Raw genomic sequence first — 19,520 nt, 5'->3', positions numbered from 1 at the left:
GTGAACGGAATTGAGTATCAGACCTGATGAAATCAGCACGCTGATTAAACAACAGATCGAACAATTTAAATCCGAAATTCAAGTCGTTGATGTCGGTACGGTCATCCAAGTCGGTGACGGTATCGCACGTGTGCACGGCCTAGAGAACGCTATGGCCGGCGAACTGCTCGAATTCTCGAACGGCGTTATGGGTATGGCCCTTAACCTTGAAGAGAGCAACGTCGGTGTCGTTATCATGGGACCTTACACAGGCATCCGCGAAGGCGACCAAGTGAAGAGAACAGGTCGTATCATGGAAGTTCCGGTTGGCGAAGCTTTGCTTGGCCGCGTAGTAAACGCACTGGGACAACCGGTTGACGGCAACGGACCAATCAACACAACTAAAGCACGTCCAATCGAATCTCCTGCACCGGGCGTAATGGCTCGTAAATCGGTATTCGAGCCGATGCAAACGGGTATCAAAGCGATTGATGCGATGATTCCAATCGGCCGTGGTCAACGTGAGCTTATCATCGGCGACCGCCAAACAGGTAAGACTCAAATCGCGATCGACACGATCGTGAACCAAAAAGGCAACGGCGTTATCTGTATCTACGTTGCAATCGGTCAGAAACAATCCACTGTTCGTACGGTTGTTGAATCCCTTCGCCAACAAGGCGCTTTGGATTACACAATCGTTGTTACAGCGAGTGCTTCCGAGCCGTCCCCGCTTCTTTACCTGGCACCTTACACAGGCTGCTCGATGGGTGAGGAGTTCATGTACAACGGTAAACACGTACTAGTTATCTATGATGACCTTTCCAAACAAGCGGCAGCATACCGTGAGCTTTCCTTGCTGCTTCGCCGTCCGCCGGGTCGTGAGGCTTATCCAGGGGACGTATTCTATCTTCACTCCCGTTTGCTTGAGCGCGCAGCTAAGCTGAACGATGAGCTTGGCGGCGGTTCCTTGACTGCATTGCCATTCATCGAGACGCAAGCCGGCGATATCTCGGCTTACATCCCGACAAACGTAATTTCGATTACGGATGGTCAAATCTTCCTAGAGTCCGACCTATTCTACTCCGGTCAGCGTCCAGCGGTTAACGTTGGTAACTCTGTATCCCGTGTAGGTAGCTCCGCTCAAATCAAAGCCATGAAGAAAGTTGCGGGCACGCTCAAAACTGACCTTGCTCAATACCGCGAATTGGCAGCATTTGCAGCATTCGGATCTGATCTTGATAAAGTAACGCAATCCCGTCTAAACCGCGGTGAGCGCACGCTGGAAATCTTGAAGCAAGGCGTTAATGCGCCATTGCCGGTAGAGCGCCAGGTCGTTTCCCTTTACACGGTTACACGTGGACACGTTGATGATATTCCGGTTCAAGATGTACGCCGCTTCGAAGCTGGCCTTCTGGCTTACGTGGATGCTAACAAACCAGAAATTTTCGCTTCCATCCGCGATACGAAAGATTTGACTTCCGACAATGAGAAAGTGCTTGTTGAAGCGATCAAATCGTTCAAGAACAGCTTTGCAGTGTCGGTTTAAAACCTTTCTTTAATCATTCAAACGGTATGCTGCTTAACGTATACCGTTTGAATACTGTGCGGAATAGAACTGGTTAGGGTGAGGCTTGCTTCACCCATACGGCCGGTAATAAGGTGGTGACAACGAATGGCTAAAGGTATGCGCGAAATTAAGCGCTCGATCAAGAGTAAGCAGAATACGAAACAGATCACGAAGGCAATGGAGATGGTTGCATCCGCCAAGCTCAAGAGAGCTCAAGATGCCGCTGTAGCATCACGTCCATATACCGACAAGATCAAGGAAGTCGTAGCGAGCATTGCATCGGGCGGGGGCGCGATTAAGCATCCTATGCTGCAAAGCCGCGAAGTCAAACGTACGGCCTACCTGGTCGTCACGTCGGACCGCGGTTTGGCGGGCGGATACAATGCGAACGTGCTTCGTAAAGTATGGACGGAGATTCAGGAGAAGCATAAGTCTGCTGCTGAATACGACGTTTTCGTCATCGGACGTAAAGGCCGGGATTACTTCAAACGCCGGAACATTAACCTTGCTGATGAAGTAACAGGACTTTCCGATTCACCGAAGTTTGCCGATATCAAGTCGTTGGCAGCAGCTGCTGTTAAAGGCTTCGAAAGCGGTAAATATGACGAGCTAAACCTGGTGTATAACCAATTCTATAATGCAATTACCCAAGTTCCTGTCATTAAGCAGCTGCTTCCACTGGATCAGTCTGAATTTACAGGCGCGAAGGCAAGTTACGAATATGAGCCGTCACCTGAGAAGGTACTCGACGTTCTATTGCCGAAATACGCGGAAACGGTTGTTTACAGCGCGGTATTGGAAGGTAAAGCGAGCGAGTTCGGCGCACGTATGACAGCGATGGGCAATGCAACGAAGAACGCGACGAAGATGATCGCAGGCTTGACGTTGACGTACAACCGTGCACGTCAGGCAGCAATCACACAAGAAATCGCAGAGATCGTCGGCGGAGCTAACGCACAGGCATAAGCTTCACCATTAATGCATCCGAAGTAAGCACCAGCTGGTTGTGATCGGTCTAACGGCCGTTTCACTTCCGGCGGTGCAGCTCCGGAAAACATGAAGGAGGTACAAGAATGAGCAAGGGGCGTGTAGTCCAGGTAACAGGACCGGTAGTCGACATTGCGTTCGACAACGGACAATTGCCTGAGATTCTTAATGCGATAAAAATCGAAAGAGCGGCTCAAGGCGCAGGCGAGCGCGATATCAACCTTACGGTTGAAGTAGCAACTCACCTCGGCGACAATCTGGTTCGCTGCGTTGCGATGTCTTCCACTGACGGTCTTGTCAGAGGAACAGAGGCTGTGGATTTGGGTAAACCGATCACAGTACCTGTAGGACCAGCAACACTTGGCCGTGTATTTAACGTACTTGGCGATCCAATCGATAACAATGGTGATGTTGACCGTACGATCTCTAACCCGATCCACCGTCAAGCACCTCCGTTTGAAGAATTGTCGACATCACAAGAAATCTTGGAAACAGGGATCAAAGTTATCGACTTGATGGCTCCTTACTCCAAGGGTGGTAAAATCGGTCTCTTCGGCGGTGCGGGCGTAGGTAAAACCGTAACGATGCAAGAGCTTATCCACAACATCGCACAAGAGCACGGCGGTATCTCCGTATTCGCCGGCGTTGGTGAGCGTACTCGTGAAGGTAATGACCTTTACCACGAGATGAGCGACTCCGGCGTTATCGCTAAGACAGCGATGGTATTCGGTCAAATGAATGAGCCTCCGGGTGCGCGTCTTCGCGTAGCTTTGACGGGTCTTACAATGGCTGAGTATTTCCGTGATGAAGAAGGAAGAGACGTTCTTCTGTTCGTCGATAACATCTTCCGCTTCACGCAAGCTGGTTCAGAAGTATCCGCTTTGCTGGGCCGTATGCCATCCGCAGTAGGTTACCAACCAACATTGGCAACTGAAATGGGTCAACTGCAAGAGCGTATCACTTCCACGAAGAAGGGTTCCGTTACTTCCATTCAAGCGATCTACGTTCCTGCCGATGACTATACGGATCCGGCTCCTGCAACGGCGTTTGCCCACTTGGATGCAACGACTAACCTTGAGCGTAACATCGCTGCAATGGGTATCTTCCCGGCCGTAGATCCGCTCGCTTCGTCTTCCCGTATCCTGACGCCTGAAATTCTTGGCGAAGAGCACTACCAAGTAGCGCAAACCGTTAAGAAAGTTCTGCAACGTTATAAAGAGCTTCTGGATATCATCGCGATCCTCGGTATGGACGAATTGTCTGAAGAAGACAAGCTGATCGTTCACCGTGCGCGTCGTATTCAAGTGTTCTTCGCGCAACCACTGCACGTTGCGGAAGCGTTCAATGGTATCCCGGGCTTGTACGTTCCTGTTAAAGAAACGGTACGCAGCTTCAAAGAAATTCTTGAAGGTAAGTACGACCACCTTCCAGAATCGGCATTCCATAACGTCGGAACGATCGAAGACGCGGTTGCTAAAGCGGAAAAACTTGCTCAAGAGGTTTAATCGCTCATAGCTAGGGAGGTAATATCATGAGCTCCTTTTTATTGGAAATTGTAACACCTGAGCGTAAAGTTTACGCGGAGGATGTAAATATGATTATCGTTAAAGGCTCCGAGGGTGAGATGGGTATTATGCCTAATCACATTCCGATGGTAACGCCTTTGCGAATTGCTCCTGTTACGATCAAGAAAGACCGCTCTGAAGAAACAATTGCCGTTAACGGCGGGTTCCTTGAGATCCGTAAGGATAAAGTGGTTATCTTGGCTGAGAGTGCAGAACTGCCGGGCGACATCGATCTTTCCCGCGCAGAATCCGCGAAGCAGCGTGCAGAGCAACGCATCAACGGCAAGCGCGACGAGTATGATCAACTTCGCGCTGAGCTCGCCTTGCAGCGTGCACTTAACCGTATCTCGGTAAAGTCGCGCTAAGATAGTTAGCGAAGAAGACTGATTCTTTTCGCAGAGGTATTCTGTGAGAGAATCAGTCTTTTTGTTTTGTGATCATATATGTAATCATTTGGAAATAAACTGACAAATGATGGACACACTCAGATGGTAAATCTGTAGTATAATGAGAAAATCCGACATCGTAAGGAGGTCCTGCCATGATCGATATTCATACGCATATATTGCCGGGCATTGATGACGGTGCTGCTGATATGGAAGAAGCACTGGATTTGGCTAGAGCCGCTGTGTCGGATGGCATTACCGGACTGATTGCCACTCCGCATCACGCGAATGGCCGTTATATGAATGACGCGGCTTTCACGCACCAGCAAGTAGAGCTGCTGAGAGAGCGTCTTGCAACGGAGAGAATTTCGCTTGAACTGCATGTGGGACAAGAGATTCGTGTACATAGTGATATGTTTGAAGCACTAAGTGCTGGGGAGCTGACCACATTGGCCAAATCCCGTTATATTTTATTAGAGATGCCGTCTTCATCCGTTCCTAAGCGGATGCTGGAATATATTCATGAATTCAAGATTATGGGCATACGACCGATCATTGCCCATCCCGAGCGTAATGGTGAGGTTGTTCAGAATCCATCCAAATTAAGAGAAATGGTAGACGCAGGTGCCTATGGCCAAGTGACGACTCACTCTCTGCTTGGTGGATTTGGTAAACAAATCGAACGTTCCGCCTGGCAGCTATGCCAAGAAGGTCTCATACATACGCTCTCTTCAGATGCACATCATGTCGTGCGTCGCGGTTATCGCCTTCAAGAAGCTTATAAGAGAGTAAGAGAAGAATTGGGAGAGAACTTCGAGCAATGTTATAGGCAAAATGCGGAAGCCATAATTAAAAATTATGTATTCAATGAATCTCCAGTAGTGGGCAAAACTTCCAAAAGTAAAAAGCTGTCAAATCTCCTAAAATTCTTTGGTAGATAATTGACCACCTAGTTAATGGATGGTACTATTGGTAGTGATTGTTACATATGGCGGCAATTTTAGACAAATTCTTAAGTAGAGGTGACTTATAGTGACAGTAAGAAAAAAATTAGTAGTAACTACCATCGCAGCAAGTCTAGTAGCCGGTTCGTTGGCAGGATTGCCACTTAGCAACAAAGGATTGGCACAGCAACTTGGGTTGTCGAATGTTGCAGCAGCAGCAACGGCAACAACGCCAACATATGCTGATTTCTTGGCTAGACTAGATCGTGTTCACACAGCACTAATCGCAGGTGGCGAAGCGCAAAGTGTTCGCGACCTTCGCGAAGTTATTGGCGATTTGGATTATGCTACTGCAAACTCACTGGTTGATCCGTTACTAGAGTATATTCCTTCTGAACTTTCGGACAACGAAGATTTTAAACAAGCTCTGTTTACGATTTTCCAAAGCATCGGTACTGTGACTTACAGCACGCATGTTTCCGAAATTGATGCAGTCCGCAACAGCGCTGAAGTACGTACAGCGTTTGCGGAACTTGAGGAAGCAACCGGCGTTAAGCTGACATTGAATGATCTGCTGGCATACGTAAGCGCAGTTGAAAGTGCTGCAGTTAATCAACTGAAGGCACCTGGTAAGTTAGCGCTTGTAGCTGCAGCAATTGTAAGCGGTAATACTGAAGCAGTTTCGGAAATGTTTGGTTCTGCTGCTGAAGAAGTATTGAACAATAGCTCTCTTAAAGTGAATGCACTTATTACATGGTTTGCTAATGAGAATACAGCTCCAAGACAAGAGCTAGTAGATGCTGTTGCAGCTACTCTGGAGAACTTTACAACGAATTACCCTGAAGAGGCTGAAATCGCAGCTGAGGCTACGCAAGCACTGGCAGTAGCATTTATCCGTGCTGAGACAACGGGTAGTGCAGTATCTTCTAACAATGGCCGTACACAAACGGTTACGCTTTCGTTGTTGAAAGATATCAAGATCCCATCTGATGTACTAGAGTGGGAAGTTACAGGTAGCACCAATATTTCAAAAGATGCAACTCTATCTGGTGTAGTTAACCTTGCAAGCACGGCTACTACGGGCACAGCAACGCTAACCGCATCCGTTATGGATAAAGTGATTTACAGCGAAGTAATCACACTAACTTATAGTGCTGGTTCCGTATATATCCCTAGCGCGCCTTCCATTTTCGATACTCTCGGTGATCTTAAAGGCAAGATCGCAGCTGCAACAGGCGCAGAGAAAGCCAAGCTGATCCAAGAAGCAATTGATAAAGCTGCAGCAGCTATCGCAGAACTCGCGAAGATTGATGCTAAAGGCGATGTTAAAATTGTAGATGGTAAAGCAACTGTAACGGTAAGTGCGGCGGCAATTGAGAAAGCTATCAACGAAATCGCAAAAGTTATCGCAGCTTTGAAAGATGCGGCTCCTGGTGCGGAAGCTGCGCTTAAAGTGGTACTGACAGTTGATCTCGGAACTGTTAATGCCAAAGATGTTAGTGTTTCCGTTATCGGCGACAGCGTGAAGAAAGTTACCGGAGCTAACGTAATTGGCTTCAACTTTGGCTTCAATGGCTTTAGCGCGACATTGCCGGTTGGTGCTGAGATCAACGATGCTTTCACATTCAACGTGAAGAACAACGCTCCTGCGGGTCCTGCAACTTCGTTGAAAGCTGTATCTGACGCTTACGACTTCGCCCTAGCAGTTGGAGGCAAAGAAGTTCACGAGTTCAGCAGCCCAATTGAAGTTAACATTCCTGTAAATACAACAGGCGTCGACAAAGAACTTCTAACAGTATTCGACGGTACGACTTATTATGGGGGCGTATTCCACGATGGCGTGATCACTGAGAAGCGTGACCACTTCTCCACCTATGTAGTAGTTGAGAACAAAGTTGCATTCAAAGATATTAATAAAGTAAAAGCATGGGCTGGCCGCCAGATCGAAGTTATGGCTGCTAAAGGCGCTATCCAAGGCCGCTCTAATGGCGCATTCGTTCCGAATGGTGAAGTAACACGCGCTGAGTTCGCTAAGATGCTCGTTCGTGCACTTGATCTGGACAACGTATTGGCCAAAGAAGGCTTTAGCGACGTGAATGCTGCTGACTGGTTCGCACCATTCGTAGCTGCAGCATCCGAAGCTGGTATCATCAAGGGCCGTACAGCTACTTCCTTCGCGCCTAACGCTACAATTACACGCGCAGAGATGGCTGTAATGGTCGCTCGTGGTCTGGAAGCAGCTAAAGGGGTCAAAGCTAGCGCAGAAGACCTGAAGGCTCTAGACGCATTCAAGGATGCTGGTTCGATCAATGCTAGCTTGAAGGACGGAGTAGCTTTTGCAGCGAACAACGGACTTGTTGTGGGCGATAAAGGCAAATTCAATCCAAACGCTACAGCTACACGTGCTCAAGCGGCAGTTATTATCTACCGTGCATTTAACTTCAAGGGTTAATCAACTCGCGTTACAGGATGGAATGGCATAATATACATCCCCCTTCAATGGGGGATGTATATTGCTTTAAAGAACAAAATTCACCCAGATTAATCCAAAATTACGATGATGAAATTGCGAGGGATATGATGTGCAGATCGAGTTAGAACTCCGAGACTATATACGGATTATTACCAAACGGAAATGGATGATCGTTGCAATTGTAGTCATCTGTTCAATGGCAGCGGGGTTGTATAGTTATTTCATGATTGAACCGGTTTATCAAGCGACGACGAAGATTGTTGTCAATCGTACAGCCGCCACAGGTGCTTCCGCGAACGACTTGGATTTGAACGAAGTGAATGCCAATCTACGTTTGATCGATACCTACAAAGAAGTTATCAAGACACCGGCTATTATGGAGGCTGTGTCCAACAAGCATCCGGAGTTTAACATGAGCGTGGATGATTTGATTGCGAAAGTGAAAGTAAGCTCCGTTAACAACACGCAAGTAATGACCATGTCCGTTCAGGATCTCTCCTATGAGAAAGCAGCAGAAATTGTGAATGCAGTGTCGCTGATGTTTAAAGAACAAATTCCGACAATCTTCAACGTTCAGAACGTAACCATATTAAATCTAGCAAAGTTGAATCCCAGCAAAGAGCCGGTACCGGTTAATAACAAGCTCGAGCTGAACGTGATTTTGGCATTTGTTGTATCCCTTATGGCAGCATCCGGAATTGCTTTCTTACTTGAGTATTTAGATGACACGATTAAGACTGAAGCGGATGTTCTTCGGTACTTGGAGCTTCCAACGATGGGGCAAATCGCAAAAGTGAAGAACGAACATGCGAACAGAGAAGAAGCGATTAAGACGGCTAAAGTGAAGGCAGGTGAGATCTCGAATGTCCAAGTTGGGAAATAGCAGATATCTGATTACGTATTATGAACCAAAGTCACCTATTTCAGAAGCTTATCGTGCCATGCGGACGAATATCGATTTCTCCTCAGTCGATGATCACATTCAAGTCATCATGGGAACCTCTGCATCACCGGGAGAAGGAAAATCAACGACAATCGCTAATCTTGCCGTAGTTTATGCCCAAGCGAATAAGAAGGTTGTTCTCATCGATTCCGATATGCGGAAGCCGACGATGCATCACACATTTGGTCTTAGCAACCGTCATGGTTTGTCTTCCTTACTATCCCGTCAGTGCGATCTGGATGAGGCGGTTAAAACGACGGACATCCCTAATTTATTCATTATTCCTTCCGGTCCTGTGCCGCCTAATCCTTCCGAGATGGTTGCGTCTCAGCGGATGAGTGCACTACTTGAAGAGCTGCGGACGAAGTTTGATATTGTCTTAATCGACAGTCCTCCGACCTTAGCCGTAACAGATGCACAACTTATTTCGACAAAATGTGATGGCGTATTACTTGTTGTCGAATCAGGTAAGGTCAAACGCGATGCAGTTATCAAGGCGAAGCAGCAGCTAACGAATGTGAAGGCCAGAATACTCGGTGTGGTTCTTAAGAACATTGAGCAGAAGAACAGTGATGGCTACTACTACTATTATTATAGTGAAACAGAAAAATAGTTCTTAAGTATTGTTTTGCTAGGGAATAAGTTCTATTATTATATCTGGGACTGTTGTCTAATACTTCCAATTGAGGGCATATAAGCCGGATACTAATACTGAGAACATGGGGGAAGTCCAATGCTATACAAGAAGCGTTCTTTGCTTTTATTGGGAATTGATTCATTAATCGTTTGCTTCAGCGTTGGAACGTCGTATTTATTCCGATATGAAGGGAACATACCAGCTGAGTCTGTACTTCAAATGCTAATTTATGCATTAGTTACAGCAGTTATATGTAATATGACAATGGTTTACTTCAAGATGTACCAACGGATATGGAGATATGCCAGTATTGGTGAGCTTGTTTCACTGCTTCGAGCAGTCATTCTCGGTTGGGTAATTTCCTATGGTCTAACGAGCATCTTCATGGATGAGAACGTACCATTGCCAATAGCGGTACGTACCATGGAGACGATGCTTTTGATTATGGGTGGCATCCGCTTCGTATGGAGAATGATCGTAGACAGTAAGAATACAGCCGCTAATAAGTCTAGAGTGCTTGTTATCGGAGCCGGAGACTGCGGTGCCATCATCGCGAAAGAAATTAAGAGCAATGCTAATGCGCAATTATATGTGGTTGGCTTTATTGACGACGATAAGAAGAAGTTACTGCAGCGCATACTGGGTATACCCGTTCTTGGTGATCGGTACGCAATCGAAGCGATTGTAAGAAGGCATAAGATTAACGAGATCATTATTGCCATTCCATCAGCTGTGAAATCGGAGATTTCTGAAATTATTTCAATTTGCAGAGAAACGGATGCTAAGGTGAAAATCATACCTGCACTAAATGATTTAATCGCTGGAAAAGTATCGGTTAGCGCAATGAGAGACATAGACCTGGAAGACTTGCTGGGACGCGATCCAATCCTGCCTGATTTGAAAGGGATTGCCGACTATGTAGAGAACAAGGTTGTTCTGGTAACCGGTGCAGGTGGATCCATAGGTTCTGAATTGTGTCGACAAATCACGATATTCAGGCCCAAGAGCTTGATTCTATTAGGGCATGGAGAGAATAGCATCTATACCATTGAGATGGAGCTGCGCAGACGTTTCCCAGACCTCGCACTCGAAACCATCATTGCAGACATTCAAGACCGTGCACGCATTGATGATGTATTCCGCGAACATAGACCACAAGTCGTCTTCCATGCTGCAGCGCATAAGCATGTTCCACTAATGGAAAGAAATCCGGCTGAGGCCGTTAAGAATAATGTATTTGGCACAAAGAATGTATCAGATGCTGCTGATCGTTACGAAGTTGAGAGATTCGTTCTCATATCATCTGATAAGGCGGTTAATCCTTCGAGTATTATGGGGGCAACCAAACGGATTGCTGAGATGTACATACAGATGCTAGATCAAGTGAGCCATACCAAATATGTTGCTGTAAGGTTCGGTAATGTTCTCGGCAGCAGAGGCAGTGTTATTCCAAGGTTTAAGGAGCAGATCGCAGCCGGCGGTCCAGTGACCGTCACGCATCCAGAGATGGTACGTTACTTTATGACCATACCAGAGGCTGTACAACTCGTAATACAAGCAGGTGCTTTTGCTGCGGGTGGTGAAATCTTCGTACTGGATATGGGCCAGCCTGTCAAGATCGTAGAGCTTGCGGAAGATGTTATCCGATTGTCTGGATTTGAACCATATACCGAGATTCCAATTGAATTTACCGGTATTCGTGCAGGTGAGAAACTGTATGAAGAGTTGCTGCTGAATGAAGAGGCGATTGCGAAGACGAAGCATAATCGTATATTTATAGGTAAGCCATTAGGTATTAATCAAGCGGAGTTGGAGCTTCAGTTTAAGCGTCTGGAACGTGCAATAGGTGATGAGAAAGATGATATTCGAAATGTTATTGAGTATATCGTTCCGTTGTTTAAGGATGTTTCCTAACATCAAGAACTGAAATGTACGTGAAAGGAATGAATACAATGCAAAAAATGAAGAGATGGAAAAAGGTTGCTTTGTGGATTGCATCAATAGTTGTCGTACTTGGAATTGGTGGTATATTCGCAGCTAACTATGCTGTGAATAAAGTCATTGGATCCTTGGCTGATAGTCTTGAGCCTGATATAACAACCGATACTGCAGGCGAAGTAATTGCAAATGAACAAACAAATAATAATAATGGCGATAATGAGGGAGTACAAGCTGGCACGAATAATGTTGTGCCAACTGAGAATGAACCGACCAAAGATACAACTCATAACCAGGATAAAGACAATCTAGAAAGTAAACCCGCTTCGAGTGAGGGGGAAACTAAGACGAGTGATGAACAACTCAACGTGTACTCGCCTGAAGTATCAATTAAAAAGGCTGAAGACATAAAGGAATCCGTCTCGGTAAAGGATAAGGCATCAGTAACTTCGATTCTTCTAAGAAAACTTAGTATAAAAGACATGAAGAAACTACAGCAGCTAGCCAGTGGTGGTCTAAGTATTGAGGAGAAAAGAGAGGCTCGTAAGATTGTACTGAATGGGGTTAGTCCGGAACAATATAATGAGCTGTCTCAAATTGCGAAGAAGTATGGAGTTAGTCAAGGAAAGACGTATGATGCTGTAATTAAAGAAGAAAAGTAGCTAGTTAAATGCATTTTAGTTTTAGGAAATCACCTGCTTTCCTTGAGCTGTTAATAATATCAGCTTCAAGGAAAGCTTTATTTTAATTTACAAATAATACATAATTTATATTGTAATTGGAAATTTTTTTAAAATAATCGAGGAAGGAAGTTTTATATAATGAGAGAAAGAATTTTCCTTTCTTCGCCGCATATGAGTGATGAAGGTTATGAGTTGAACTATGTAAAAGAAGCATTTGATACAAACTGGATTGCTCCACTAGGTGAAAATGTGAATAAGTTTGAAGATGAATTAGCGGTAATGGTGGGTTCTACTGCTGCAGCTGCACTTACTTCTGGAACAGCAGCGATTCATTTGGCTCTAAAAGCTGCTGGGGTAGAGGCAGGAGACATCGTTTTCTGTCAGTCACTCACCTTCTCAGCAACAGCCAATCCGATTATATATCAGAACGCTATTCCTGTATTTATTGATAGTGATTATTTAACTTGGAATATGTGTCCAAAAGCACTCGAAGAAGCATTTAAGAGATATCCAGAGGTTAAAGCAGTGATTGTAGTACATTTATACGGTATGTCAGCTGAAATGGATAGAATAGTAGACCTTTGTAGAAAACATAATGTTGTTTTAATTGAAGATGCTGCTGAAAGCTTAGGTGCATATTATAAGAATCAACATACAGGTACCTTCGGTGATTATGGAGTTTTTTCTTTTAATGGGAACAAAATAATAACGACATCGGGCGGCGGGATGTTAGTTTCAAATAATAAAGAAATTATAGCCAAAGTGAAATTCTGGGCAACACAATCCAGAGATACGGCAAGACACTATCAACATAGCGAACTAGGTTTTAACTATAGAATGAGTAATGTGCTGGCAGGGATTGGTAGAGGTCAGCTTAAAGTTCTAGCTGCAAGAGTTGCAAAGAAAAAATATATTTATGAGTTTTATAAGAGTGAGCTAGCAAATCTTGACGGTATCGGTTTTATGCCGTCAGTTGAATGGAACAAACCAAACTATTGGTTAAGCTGTATAACACTTAATGGTGTTGTAAGACCAATTGATATTATTAATGCATTAGAACGAGAGAACATTGAATCTAGACCAGTTTGGAAACCGATGCATTTACAGCCCTACTTTGAAAAATATAATTATGTAGGAACGGATGTATCGGAGAAGTTGTTTGAAAATGGTGTTTGTTTGCCTAGTGATACGAAGATGACGGATGATGATCTAGAGAGAGTTGTAAAGGCTATTAAAGGGTTGTGGTTGGAGTAATGAATTATTCTAAAATTAAAACTTATAAAAGGTATATAAAACGACCTATGGACTTTATGCTTTCATTAATTGCTATTTTAGTTCTAAGTCCAGTGTTAATAATAGTTGCTATTCTTGTAAGAACGAAGTTAGGCGGTCCAGTGCTGTTTAAGCAAAAAAGACCGGGGCTTAATGAAGAGATATTTATGATGTACAAGTTTAGGACTATGACGAACGAAAGAGATGTAAATGGGGGCCTTCTTCCTGATAGTGTTAGGCTGACGAGGTTTGGTAAAATATTACGTTCTTCATCCATCGATGAACTACCAGAACTATTTAATATTTTAAAAGGTGATATGTCAATCATAGGTCCCAGACCACTATTAGTACAATATTTACCTCTTTATAATCACCACCAAAAGAAGCGGCACGATGTAAGACCAGGGTTATCTGGTCTGGCACAGGTCAGCGGTCGCAATGCAATTAGTTGGGAAGAGAAATTTAATCTCGATATTGAGTACGTAAACAATGTAAGTTTTATTGGGGATTGGAAGTTGATTTTAAAGACTTTAAAGAAGGTATTCGTTAGAGAAGGGATTAATTCTGATACTTCGGCTACGATGGAGCCTTTTAAGGGTAGTATCAAAGAAGAGAAAAATACTTCGAGAAAAAAACTATTAATAGTTGGCGCCAGTGGTCATGGGAAAGTTGTAGCTGATATTGCGATCAAACTGAATAGATGGCAGAGCATAGCTTTTCTAGATGATGATGAAAGTATTGAATCAGTAATGGGAATGAAAGTTATTGGGGATTCTGATCAACTTCTTACACATGTTGATGAGTACGAAATTTTTGTTGGTATAGGTAATAATGCTACGAGACTAAAGTTACATGAGATGATTGAAACAGTAGGTGGAAGTATACCTACATTGATTCATCCGAAAGCAGTTATAGGGGAACAAGTTGAGTTAGGAACTGGAACTGTTGTAATGGCAGGAGCAATAGTTAACAGTTGTACGACAGTAGGTAAAGGATGCATTATTAATACTGGTTGTACAATTGATCATGATAATTTCATAGAGGATTTTGTACATATATCACCTGGCGTACATTTAGCGGGTGCAGTAAGAGTTGGTCGAGGATCATGGGTAGGGATTGGTAGCGTGGTGAGTAATAATATAAATATCGTCAGTGGATGCAAAATTGGAGCTGGTGCTGTCGTGGTTAAAGATATAACTGAGGCAGGAATCTATGTTGGAATTCCGGCAAGGAGAGTTTAGGAGTATGAGGATCCTTGTGTTAGCTAACTTTGGTATGGGGCTATATAAGTTTAGAAAAGAATTGTTGGAAGAACTAATTCATCAAAATAATGAAGTGTATATTTCGTTGCCTAATGATGATGAATATGTACCGAAATTAAAACAAATGGGTTGTAACTTTATAGACACTCAACTAAGTAGGCGTGGAACTAATCCATTTTCAGATTTCAGGCTTTTGCTAAATTATTTAAAAATAATAAAAAAGGTAAAGCCAGATGTTGTCCTAACATATACGATTAAGCCCAACGTGTATGGAGGAATCGCATGTGGAATTACTAAAACACCATACATAACAAATATAACAGGGCTAGGGACATCAGTTGAAAATAAGGGATTAATTCAGAAGATCACATTAATGCTCTATAGCGTTGGATTAAGAAAAGCGTCTTGTGTTTTTTTTCAAAATAACACTAATCGGGATTATTTCATTAACAATAGAATTGTTAAGTGTAGTACAAGGTTAATCCCAGGTTCAGGAGTCAATTTAGCAGAGCATAGTTTCGAAGAGTATAATCAGGATGATAAAACAATAACGTTTCTTTTTGTTGGAAGAATCATGAAAGCAAAAGGTATAGAGGAATTGTTACAAGCGGCCAAAATCATTAATGATAAATATCCAAATGTAAAATTCGATTTATTAGGTGATAGTGAAGAAGACTATACATCACAATTGCAAGAGTTAAATCAAATAGGGGTTATCAGTTATCACGGTAAGCAAGAAGGTGTACATTCATTTATAAAGAATGCTCACGCAACAGTACTTCCTTCTTATCATGAAGGTACGGCTAATGTATTATTAGAATCCGCAGCATCTGGACGACCAGTATTGGCCTCAAGAGTACCTGGCTGTACTGAAACCTTCGATGACGGTTTAAGTGGTATTGCTTTTGAAGCTAAGAGTGTCGACAGTTTAGTTGAGGCAATTATTAAATTTATTAATCTACCTTATGATAAAAAAAGACAACTAGGTATTGCTGGCCGGAGAAAGATGGAAATTGAGTTTGATAGAAATTTAGTGATTACCGCATATATGAAAGAAATAAATATGATAATGAAAAAGGAGAACTATAATGAACCTTTACGAGAATTTAGTAAATAAAGAAGCTAAAATATCACTAATTGGGCTTGGTTATGTAGGGATGCCGGTTGCTGTAGCTTTTGCAAAGAGAGTTAATGTAATTGGGTTTGATGTTAATAAGAAAAAAGTTGAACTTTATCAAAATGGAATAGATCCAACTAAAGAAGTAGGAAATGAAGTGATAAAAAATACGACAGTTGAATTTACTTCTGATGAATCAAGGCTTAGAGAAGCACAATTTCATATTGTTGCGGTTCCCACGCCTGTAAAAGAAGATCGTACTCCGGATCTATCGCCTGTGGAATCAGCAAGCCGTACACTAGGTAGAAACTTAACAAAGGGTTCCGTTGTTGTCTTTGAATCGACTGTTTATCCTGGTGTAACTGAAGATATCTGTGTGCCAATATTAGAAAAAGAATCGGGTTTAACATGTGGAGTGGATTTTAAAGTAGGATACTCTCCGGAAAGAATTAATCCTGGTGATCAAGAACATAGATTAGAAACAATTATTAAAGTAGTTTCGGGAATGGATAAAGAAACACTTGATGTTATTGCAAAGGTATATGAACTAGTGGTAGAGGTTGGAGTATTTAAAGCGGAAAGCATTAAAGTAGCTGAAGCTGCAAAAGTAATCGAGAATTCTCAGCGTGATATTAATATTGCTTTTATGAATGAGTTGTCAATTATATTCAATAAGTTAGGGATTGATACGAAGTCAGTACTTGAGGCAGCAGGAACAAAATGGAACTTCTTAAAGTTTTCACCCGGACTAGTAGGGGGGCACTGCATAGGTGTTGATCCATATTACTTGACATACAAGGCAGAACAAATGGGTTACTACTCTCAGATTATTCTCTCAGGGAGAAAAATTAATGATGACATGGGTAAGTATGTAGCTGAAAGTACTGTGAAGAAAATGATAAAAGCAAATAAACAAGTTAATAGAGCAAAAGTAGCTATATTCGGTGTTGCATTTAAGGAAAACTGCCCTGATGTTAGAAATACAAAGGTAGTAGATGTAATTAAAGAATTAGAAGAGTATGGAATAGAAGTGAAAGTTATTGACCCTGTGGCAGATAAGGAAGATCTGTGGCATGAATATAAAATTATTCCAAGTAAGTTTGAACAAATAAAAGAAGTGGATGCAGTGATATTTGCAGTTCCTCATGAAGAATTTAAAGGTATTAATTTAATGGACGTCAAGAAGATGTTTAGATCAACAGGATTTAATAATTTAGAGGCTATGAATGAGGTTGCATCTAGCTCGGAGTTTGAAGTAGGAATTGAAAGTGATGCTCATGTATTAATTGATATTAAGGGAATGTTTAACCGAAAAGAAGCAGAACAAATGGGATTTTCATATTGGAGGCTATAAAATGGGTTATGAGAATATAAATTTTCCAGACAATACAAAGTTTTTAGTTACTGGTTCTGCTGGTTTTGTTGGTTCGAATTTAGTGGAAGCGATTATTAAACTTGGCTATCGAGTTAGAGGTCTTGATAACCTTTCAACAGGGAAAAAAGAAAACGTCGAAGAGTTTATAAATAATCCTAACTATGAATTTATTGAAGGAGATATTAGAGATTTAGATACATGCATGAAGGCTTGTGAAGGCATCGATTTTGTTTTACATCAAGCAGCATGGGGTAGTGTACCAAGGAGTATTGAAATGCCATTGTTTTATGAAGAGAATAATATTAAAGGTACATTAAATATGATGGAAGCAGCCAGACAAAATGGCGTAAAGAAGTTTGTTTATGCTTCAAGTTCTTCTGTATACGGTGATGAGCCTAATCTGCCAAAGAAAGAAGGGAGAGAAGGTAATCTGTTGTCACCATATGCACTTACGAAAAAAGTAGCTGAGGAGTATGGAAGACTTTATACCAAATTATATGGTCTTGATACATATGGATTACGTTATTTCAATGTGTTTGGTAGAAGACAAAATCCAAATGGGGCATATGCAGCGGTTCTACCAAAATTCATAAAACAACTACTTAATGACGAACAACCAACTATTAATGGTGATGGTAAACAGAGCCGAGATTTTACTTACATTGAAAATGTAATAGAGGCTAATATTAAGGCTTGCAAAGCGCCTCATGAATCAGCAGGAAGAGCCTATAACATAGCTTTCGGTGGCAGGGAGTATTTAATTGATATCTATAATAATTTATGTAAAGCATTAGAAAAGGATATCAAGCCAATATTTGGACCAGATCGAAAAGGTGATATTAAGCATAGTAATGCAGATATTAGTAATGCTCAAGAAATGCTTAAATATGACCCGGAGTGGAGTTTTGAACGAGGGATTGTAGGGGCAATAGACTGGTATAAGAATAATCTACAGAACAGTTGAGGAAATTATGAAAAAAATTATTCATATTATTACTGGTCTCGGTAGTGGTGGAGCTGAAAATATGCTCTATAAGTTAATAAAAAATTCAGATAAGCAATTGTATTATCACGAAGTAATCTCTTTAATGGATGAAGGAGTAATGGGGGAGAAAATAAGAGCTGAGGGAATAATAGTACATTCGTTAAACTTAAATTGGAAAAATCCATTTAAGTCCTTAATAAGGGGATATAAGATTTGCAAAGGATTTGATTTGATTAACTCGTGGTTGTATCACGCAGATTTATTTTCATTTATTATTGCAAAAGTCTTGTTAAATAAGAAACTGATATGGAATATTAGACATAGCAATCTCGATAAAGAAGCGAATAAAGCTCGAACATTAAGAATTGTTAAGTTAAATTCCTTATTTTCAAAACATGTAGATCATATAACATATAATTCAATTAAAGCATTTGAGATCCACAGAGAAGTAGGATATGCCAACAAGAAATCAACGACTATATCAAATGGATTTGAGCTAGACACTTTCAAGTTTAGTTCAGAGGATAGAGTTAACATTCGCGAAAAATTAATTATAAGTAAAGATGAAAAGGTGATTATCACTATCGGTAGATGGGATATACAAAAGGACTATACTACCTTACTTATGGCCTTAAATGAACTTAAAGTAAACAATGTTCATTTTAAAATGATAATGGTTGGAACAAATTTAGATTATGAAAATAAAGCACTAACAAGCTTGACAGCTCAATATGATTTACATAAGAATTTGATCTTACTGGGAAGAAGGACTGACATTCCAGCAATATTATCAGCAGCTGATATTTATGTGTCATCCTCATTAGGTGAGAGTTTTTCAAATGCGATAGGTGAAGCAATGGCTTGCGAATTACCATGTGTTGTCACAGATGTCGGGGATTCAAAATTAATAGTTGCTGATACAGGGCTAGTGGTTGAAGCTAAAGATTACAAAGGCTTAGCAAAGAAAATAAACTGTTTTATTAATTCAGATAATAGAGAGACTGGTAAGAAAGCTCGTTCTAGAGTGATTCAAAATTATGATATTAAAAACATTGTTAAATCATACGAAAAAATAATATATGAGGGTAAAGGGTAGGGGCAGGGTCTAGATAGGGATTGCGTTAAGTTTAATGAGATTACATATGGACTGCTAGTTATTTAAATTGTAATGTAATTGCTTACGTTAGTGATTACACGACAAACAGAATGTATAAAAAGCCACATTGCAATGGGGAGACTTTATTTAGAAAAGAGACACAGGTGTAATCCTTGTTTTTATTATTTAATTATTATAATTTATTCTTGGTGCTTACTCTACGTCTACGTATCTTTTGATGTCAGGCAAATTGACAGATTCTATTAGGTGAACTTGGAACTTTTTAGTTCGTGTTAAATCGGACCATATCT

General features: G+C 41.8%; 16 protein-coding genes and 1 pseudogene. All 17 read left to right on the top strand.

The features are described 5' to 3' along the window. The first annotated feature begins 10 nt into the window (after positions 1 to 10). The gene (gene atpA, locus AC0YN4_RS24255; RefSeq protein WP_475783043.1) at positions 11 to 1,525 is read left to right on the top strand and encodes a F0F1 ATP synthase subunit alpha; all 1,515 of its coding nucleotides are present in this window, start codon (positions 11 to 13) and stop codon (positions 1,523 to 1,525) included. A 126-nt stretch (positions 1,526 to 1,651) separates the two neighbouring features. After that, entirely contained in the window at positions 1,652 to 2,512 is an 861-nt protein-coding gene (gene atpG, locus AC0YN4_RS24250; RefSeq protein ID WP_475783042.1) for an ATP synthase F1 subunit gamma, read from the top strand. Between the two features lie 107 nt (positions 2,513 to 2,619). Continuing rightward, positions 2,620 to 4,038: a F0F1 ATP synthase subunit beta gene (gene atpD / locus AC0YN4_RS24245; RefSeq protein WP_475783041.1), complete on the top strand. Its 1,419-nt coding sequence runs from the start codon at positions 2,620 to 2,622 to the stop codon at positions 4,036 to 4,038. Positions 4,039 to 4,064: 26 nt separating this feature from the next. After that, a complete protein-coding gene (locus AC0YN4_RS24240; RefSeq protein WP_475837007.1) occupies positions 4,065 to 4,463 on the top strand; it encodes a F0F1 ATP synthase subunit epsilon in 399 nt (132 codons plus the stop codon). Positions 4,464 to 4,639: 176 nt separating this feature from the next. Beyond that, entirely contained in the window at positions 4,640 to 5,425 is a 786-nt protein-coding gene (locus AC0YN4_RS24235; RefSeq protein WP_475837006.1) for a tyrosine-protein phosphatase, read from the top strand. 91 nt (positions 5,426 to 5,516) lie between these two features. Next, positions 5,517 to 7,880 carry an S-layer homology domain-containing protein gene (locus AC0YN4_RS24230; protein ID WP_475837005.1) on the top strand — a complete coding sequence of 788 codons (2,364 nt, stop codon included), beginning with the start codon at positions 5,517 to 5,519 and terminating at the stop codon, positions 7,878 to 7,880. 130 nt (positions 7,881 to 8,010) lie between these two features. Then, positions 8,011 to 8,784: a YveK family protein gene (locus tag AC0YN4_RS24225; protein WP_475837004.1), complete on the top strand. Its 774-nt coding sequence runs from the start codon at positions 8,011 to 8,013 to the stop codon at positions 8,782 to 8,784. After that, complete coding sequence (locus AC0YN4_RS24220; protein WP_475837003.1) at positions 8,765 to 9,457, top strand: CpsD/CapB family tyrosine-protein kinase; 693 nt, start codon at positions 8,765 to 8,767, stop codon at positions 9,455 to 9,457. Before AC0YN4_RS24225 ends, AC0YN4_RS24220 begins: the two co-directional genes overlap by 20 nt. A 282-nt stretch (positions 9,458 to 9,739) precedes the next feature. After that, positions 9,740 to 11,395, top strand: coding sequence for a polysaccharide biosynthesis protein (locus AC0YN4_RS24215; RefSeq protein ID WP_475837002.1), 1,656 nt, complete (start codon positions 9,740 to 9,742; stop codon positions 11,393 to 11,395). A 20-nt stretch (positions 11,396 to 11,415) separates the two neighbouring features. Beyond that, entirely contained in the window at positions 11,416 to 12,081 is a 666-nt protein-coding gene (locus tag AC0YN4_RS24210; RefSeq protein WP_475837001.1) for a hypothetical protein, read from the top strand. 159 nt (positions 12,082 to 12,240) lie between these two features. Beyond that, entirely contained in the window at positions 12,241 to 13,356 is a 1,116-nt protein-coding gene (locus AC0YN4_RS24205; RefSeq protein ID WP_475837000.1) for a DegT/DnrJ/EryC1/StrS family aminotransferase, read from the top strand. Continuing rightward, positions 13,356 to 13,982 (top strand): annotated as a pseudogene (locus tag AC0YN4_RS24200) (sugar transferase); the annotation flags it as partial. The gene AC0YN4_RS24205 and the pseudogene AC0YN4_RS24200, both read left to right, overlap by 1 nt. After that, positions 13,956 to 14,615: an acetyltransferase gene (locus AC0YN4_RS24195; protein WP_475837148.1), complete on the top strand. Its 660-nt coding sequence runs from the start codon at positions 13,956 to 13,958 to the stop codon at positions 14,613 to 14,615. The pseudogene AC0YN4_RS24200 and the gene AC0YN4_RS24195, both read left to right, overlap by 27 nt. A 16-nt stretch (positions 14,616 to 14,631) precedes the next feature. Further along, positions 14,632 to 15,753 carry a glycosyltransferase family 4 protein gene (locus AC0YN4_RS24190; RefSeq protein ID WP_475836999.1) on the top strand — a complete coding sequence of 374 codons (1,122 nt, stop codon included), beginning with the start codon at positions 14,632 to 14,634 and terminating at the stop codon, positions 15,751 to 15,753. Beyond that, positions 15,725 to 17,107 carry a nucleotide sugar dehydrogenase gene (locus AC0YN4_RS24185; protein WP_475836998.1) on the top strand — a complete coding sequence of 461 codons (1,383 nt, stop codon included), beginning with the start codon at positions 15,725 to 15,727 and terminating at the stop codon, positions 17,105 to 17,107. Before AC0YN4_RS24190 ends, AC0YN4_RS24185 begins: the two co-directional genes overlap by 29 nt. A gap of 1 nt (position 17,108) precedes the next feature. Then, positions 17,109 to 18,092, top strand: a complete 984-nt coding sequence (locus AC0YN4_RS24180) for an SDR family oxidoreductase (RefSeq protein ID WP_475836997.1) — start codon at positions 17,109 to 17,111, stop codon at positions 18,090 to 18,092. A gap of 7 nt (positions 18,093 to 18,099) precedes the next feature. Next, on the top strand, positions 18,100 to 19,209 hold the full coding sequence (locus tag AC0YN4_RS24175) for a glycosyltransferase (RefSeq protein ID WP_475836996.1): 1,110 nt from the start codon (positions 18,100 to 18,102) through the stop codon (positions 19,207 to 19,209). Positions 19,210 to 19,520 lie beyond the last annotated feature (311 nt).

Source organism: Paenibacillus sp. J22R3, assembly GCF_056269305.1.
Note: the sequence above shows the minus strand (reverse complement) of the source record. Positions and strands in the feature narration are given on the sequence as shown.

Bases quoted from the DNA above. Each gene is read 5' to 3' on its own strand.
- AC0YN4_RS24175 (WP_475836996.1), top strand. From the start codon at position 18,100: ATGAAAAAAATTATTCATATTATTACTGGTCTCGGTAGTGGTGGAGCT.
- AC0YN4_RS24195 (WP_475837148.1), top strand. From the start codon at position 13,956: ATGGAGCCTTTTAAGGGTAGTATCAAAGAAGAGAAAAATACTTCGAGA.
- AC0YN4_RS24215 (WP_475837002.1), top strand. From the start codon at position 9,740: ATGACAATGGTTTACTTCAAGATGTACCAACGGATATGGAGATATGCC.
- AC0YN4_RS24205 (WP_475837000.1), top strand. From the start codon at position 12,241: ATGAGAGAAAGAATTTTCCTTTCTTCGCCGCATATGAGTGATGAAGGT.
- AC0YN4_RS24235 (WP_475837006.1), top strand. From the start codon at position 4,640: ATGATCGATATTCATACGCATATATTGCCGGGCATTGATGACGGTGCT.
- AC0YN4_RS24180 (WP_475836997.1), top strand. From the start codon at position 17,109: ATGGGTTATGAGAATATAAATTTTCCAGACAATACAAAGTTTTTAGTT.
- atpD (WP_475783041.1), top strand. From the start codon at position 2,620: ATGAGCAAGGGGCGTGTAGTCCAGGTAACAGGACCGGTAGTCGACATT.
- AC0YN4_RS24240 (WP_475837007.1), top strand. From the start codon at position 4,065: ATGAGCTCCTTTTTATTGGAAATTGTAACACCTGAGCGTAAAGTTTAC.
- AC0YN4_RS24220 (WP_475837003.1), top strand. From the start codon at position 8,765: ATGTCCAAGTTGGGAAATAGCAGATATCTGATTACGTATTATGAACCA.
- atpG (WP_475783042.1), top strand. From the start codon at position 1,652: ATGGCTAAAGGTATGCGCGAAATTAAGCGCTCGATCAAGAGTAAGCAG.
- AC0YN4_RS24185 (WP_475836998.1), top strand. From the start codon at position 15,725: ATGAACCTTTACGAGAATTTAGTAAATAAAGAAGCTAAAATATCACTA.